Source organism: Thiocystis violacea, assembly GCF_016583565.1.
In the GTDB taxonomy this organism is placed as follows: domain Bacteria; phylum Pseudomonadota; class Gammaproteobacteria; order Chromatiales; family Chromatiaceae; genus Thiorhodococcus; species Thiorhodococcus violaceus_A.
In genome coordinates, this window is the sequence record NZ_NRRF01000148.1 from 1 (window position 1) to 3667 (window position 3667).

The window sequence follows — 3667 nt, forward strand, 5'->3', positions numbered from 1 at the left end:
TCTCAACGGATACGCTCAGCTTGGCATCGAACACTGAAAAATCAAAAACTTAAAATAGAATCGCTCGACTATATTTTGGCATTGGCGTGTACGCTAAAATCCGCTCTAAGCAATTGTTTTAAAATGATTTGTGATTCCCCATGAAATCCTGGAGAGCCCTTGTTGTCCATGAAATACTATAGATAATCAGGCCGTAAAACATCGATATTGATGGCATATCGTAACCTGGTTGCTATTCTTGCCGAACGTCACCCATAAGCCGCAGGTGACAAAGAAACGTGGTCTGTCCCGGTTTTTTGCTGTTCACGACGCCAATCGCGCGGGGTCGGCTTGACCGCCTCGTTAGGCGCTCTTAAATAAATCTGTCCCCTTTTCTCCTTTTCTCCTGGGCGAAACGTCAAGCTACTGATTTACAAACAGAGCTTCACGTGCTTCCTGTGGCAAATCAAGGATCACGAAGAAGTCTGCAGGGTACAGATAATCTTCTGCAGATTCATCGATCACCCTCAGCATGTTTTCCGCTTCAGCCTCGGAATCCTGAAGGATCTGATAGACTTTACCTTTTTCTAGGTCTTCAGACCCACTTGGGTCGATGCACAGGGCGAATTCTGCGGCGAGGTCGCTCATAGTTGCTCTGTTAGTCAATGAAACGGTTGATCTTCATTTTTCGTTTGCCTATTCCGTGGGCCTCGTACCAATGGACTTCAGCTCTTCGGATGTGTCCATTTGGAAGTTTGACGGTCGCAGTTCCTTTGAGTTTCCGCCATCGTCCAGAACCGAACTGCTTCTTCAAACGCGGAAGTTCTCGAATGCTGTTGCCAACTGCGATCGGCTCAATATCCTCGATAGAGCCCTGGATTTCGAAGTACATTTATTCACACTCGATCGCAGTGGATTTACTCGCCTAACGTTACGGTAAGCCGCACCACGCGGGAACTCTGTTCACGACGCCAATCGCGCGGGGTCGGCTTGACCGCCTCGTTAGGCGCTCTTAAATAAATCTGTCCCCTTTTCTCGCCATAAATTGATGTTTTGATTGTTCTGTGAATTCGATATTTAAATGCTTTTCTCCTAAAGAAACAACTTCTGCGCAAAACTCTTTGTTCTGTTTCTTCATTTCATAGACGTCGTTTCGTATTCCAAGCTCAGAGTCGATATCAAGCATTTTCTTGCTTGAACTAGCAATTCCAACAATAAAAAATCGAATTCCAATTTCGTGCCAACGTTTTAGGCGGTAGCCTAGGTCTTGGCGCACGCCTTCTTTGAGATGATGAAAATCATCGAGAATGACTATCCCAGCTGCCTGAAGGTATTCGGTGATCTCCTCTATTGATTCTGCGCAAGAGAACTCTTTAGCGAAAATACTTTCTAGAGTTTCAAGGCGGGCATAGTCTCTTCCTGAAACCCAATGAGTATCACCCGGTCCGCGGCCAGATTCAGCCAATGCTTTTCGGGCCAAGGTAGTTTTTCCGCAGCCAGATGGCCCACTAAGTGTAATATGCTTTCCAGTTGTGAGTATTGAACCGACAATGTCCGAAAACTCCTGCGGTTCAACGAAAGTCAGCACCGGTATTTCACTTTCGTTAAATACGTCAGAGATATTATAAATCTGCATATGATGCTTCCTTTACGCACAATCTACGAACGGTTTACTGGCTAACGGCTTGGCTGGCCCGCCCAATACCGCACTGGCACGGCCTTGCAAGTTTGTGTGGAGTTGCCTGCGCGGTATTGGGTCGGCGCCGAGCCTATTGTTGGGCGTTCTTTGGCGATTGCTCGCGTGCCAGTTCCAAGAGCAACCGCAGTGCCCTGTTTACAGAAGCAGAGTCACGAAACGCACGCGCCACATCAGGCTCCAAAAGTACGACATTCGTACCCTCTTGGTAGGCTCGGTGATGTTTGCCTTGCACGGCCTCCGAGAAGTCGTAGTCGGCACGCATATCATCGCTGGCATCTGGAGTCATAAATTCGCCTTTCTGATCTGGACGCGACCCTGGCGCTTATGATGCGGATCGCATTGGGGTGACGCTCAGTATATGAGACCACAAGAAGGCGATCACGTTCTGAGCGACCAATGTTCAAGAACCGATACTCTCCATGGGAGTGATCCGGGTCGGATATTGTGAGTTCGAAGGGATCTGAAAAGACTGTGCTTGCTTCCTCGAATGACACGCCGTGCTTGCGGACGTTCAACTCGGCTTTGCTTGTGTCCCACTCGAAGTCAATCACGTTTTAAATGCGATCCGTATTCCGTTGATGGAGATAAGCATGTTACAAAGCTTGCACCCTGCCAGCGCCCAACGTTTTGGCGAGCCGGCCCAATACCGCGCCCGCACGACGTTGAATTCTTGCGATGAGCTGCGCGCGCGGTATTGGGTCGGCGCTGCGCCAATTGTTGGGCGATTGCTAAGCTCCAACATGTGCGATTACCCCGAGAGGTTTGCTGCCTTGTACTCCCGCCGCGAGAAGAATGCTGTATCCACGGTCATAAAACGGGGGCGGAAATAGCGCATGAACACCGAGCATTCGACCATCGCCAAGCCATGCTAGCGCATTCGCGAGTGAGATTCGAATAATCCCGCGAATCTGAGAGCTGTAGTCTGTGGGCCTTGCCGTATGATCGCCTCTGCATCGGAACAGCAACCCATGCTGAGCGTGTGGACGGAGAAATATGGATGGTGCTGCAATTCGGAGGTCAACAAGCTCGGTGGTGTTCCCGAGGACGACACCGTGGTCCGTGGTACGGGAAGATCTCAAGTCTGCACCAATTAAAAGAATGTAGGCGAAGGCGTCGTCTGCACCGTGGGCTGACCGTCTCTCGAAGTGGAGAAACTCTCCGAACTTCCCGGAACCGTGTGCTTTGTGACATGCGAACCAAAGAGCGACCCAAACGTTATCTACCAAATCAATCCAGCTAGTTCTGACGCCGTAGTGCTGAAGAAGTGGTTCGTGTGCAAGACTGGGAAATTGCGAAAATATCTTGTCTTCCGAGCGAATGTCATTTATTAGCGCATTCAATAGGGTTTGATATTTTGTGGTGGTTCGCTTTGTCTTGATGCCGCGAAAGAGTGTCGGCGAGAGGGATGAATGGACTCTAGTTTCTCCGCGAAAGTAGATTCCTTCTCCCTGACTCTTTGCATTGACGTATTTCAAATACCCTGCGGCTTGAATTAGTGCATGAGGATCATTGACGTGAAACACCATTGCGGACGATGCGTCATCCTTTAGGTACTCGGCGTCGCGGATTCTTATTTTGCCAAGGGACACCAGGCTCTCCAGGGTGTTGCGCCCAACGCCTGCATCACCCGCTTTGCCCAGAGTGTAGTGAGCGCAGCGAACGAAGCGGCGGGTAAAGTCGGGTGTATGCAATTGTTATAGTTTATCTTCTTCAAATGTTTCTTTAAAAACAATTAGGATTATTGGCACGGGTATCTTTTTGAAAGAGCCAGCACTACCGACATTCTTGCGTTTTCAGCTAAATGGCCTCTATTCTCATTTATCCACAACATAAGAATATCAAGTATTTGGTCTGGAGATATTGGCTCTCCAGGATTTCATGGGGAATCACAAGTCATTTTAAAACAATTGCTTAGAGCGGATTTTAGCGTACACGCCAATGCCAAAATATAGTCGAGCGATTCTATTTTAAGTTTTTGATTTTTCAGTG

Annotated in this window: 5 protein-coding genes; all 5 read right to left on the reverse strand. The window is 48.6% G+C overall.

Translation table 11 applies throughout. The features are described from left to right. Positions 1 to 402: 402 nt before the first annotated feature. A complete protein-coding gene (locus CKO23_RS24030; RefSeq protein ID WP_200335930.1) occupies positions 403 to 627 on the reverse strand; it encodes a hypothetical protein in 225 nt (74 codons plus the stop codon). A gap of 10 nt (positions 628 to 637) precedes the next feature. Further along, positions 638 to 871, reverse strand: a complete 234-nt coding sequence (locus tag CKO23_RS24035) for a hypothetical protein (protein WP_200335932.1) — start codon at positions 869 to 871, stop codon at positions 638 to 640. Between the two features lie 120 nt (positions 872 to 991). Further along, a complete protein-coding gene (locus CKO23_RS24040; protein WP_200335940.1) occupies positions 992 to 1615 on the reverse strand; it encodes an AAA family ATPase in 624 nt (207 codons plus the stop codon). A gap of 326 nt (positions 1616 to 1941) precedes the next feature. After that, the gene (locus CKO23_RS24045; RefSeq protein WP_338114176.1) at positions 1942 to 2229 is read right to left on the reverse strand and encodes a BrnT family toxin; all 288 of its coding nucleotides are present in this window, start codon (positions 2227 to 2229) and stop codon (positions 1942 to 1944) included. Positions 2230 to 2406: 177 nt separating this feature from the next. Continuing rightward, positions 2407 to 3204 carry an FRG domain-containing protein gene (locus CKO23_RS26830; RefSeq protein ID WP_369408015.1) on the reverse strand — a complete coding sequence of 266 codons (798 nt, stop codon included), beginning with the start codon at positions 3202 to 3204 and terminating at the stop codon, positions 2407 to 2409. Between the last annotated feature and the right edge of the window lie 463 nt (positions 3205 to 3667).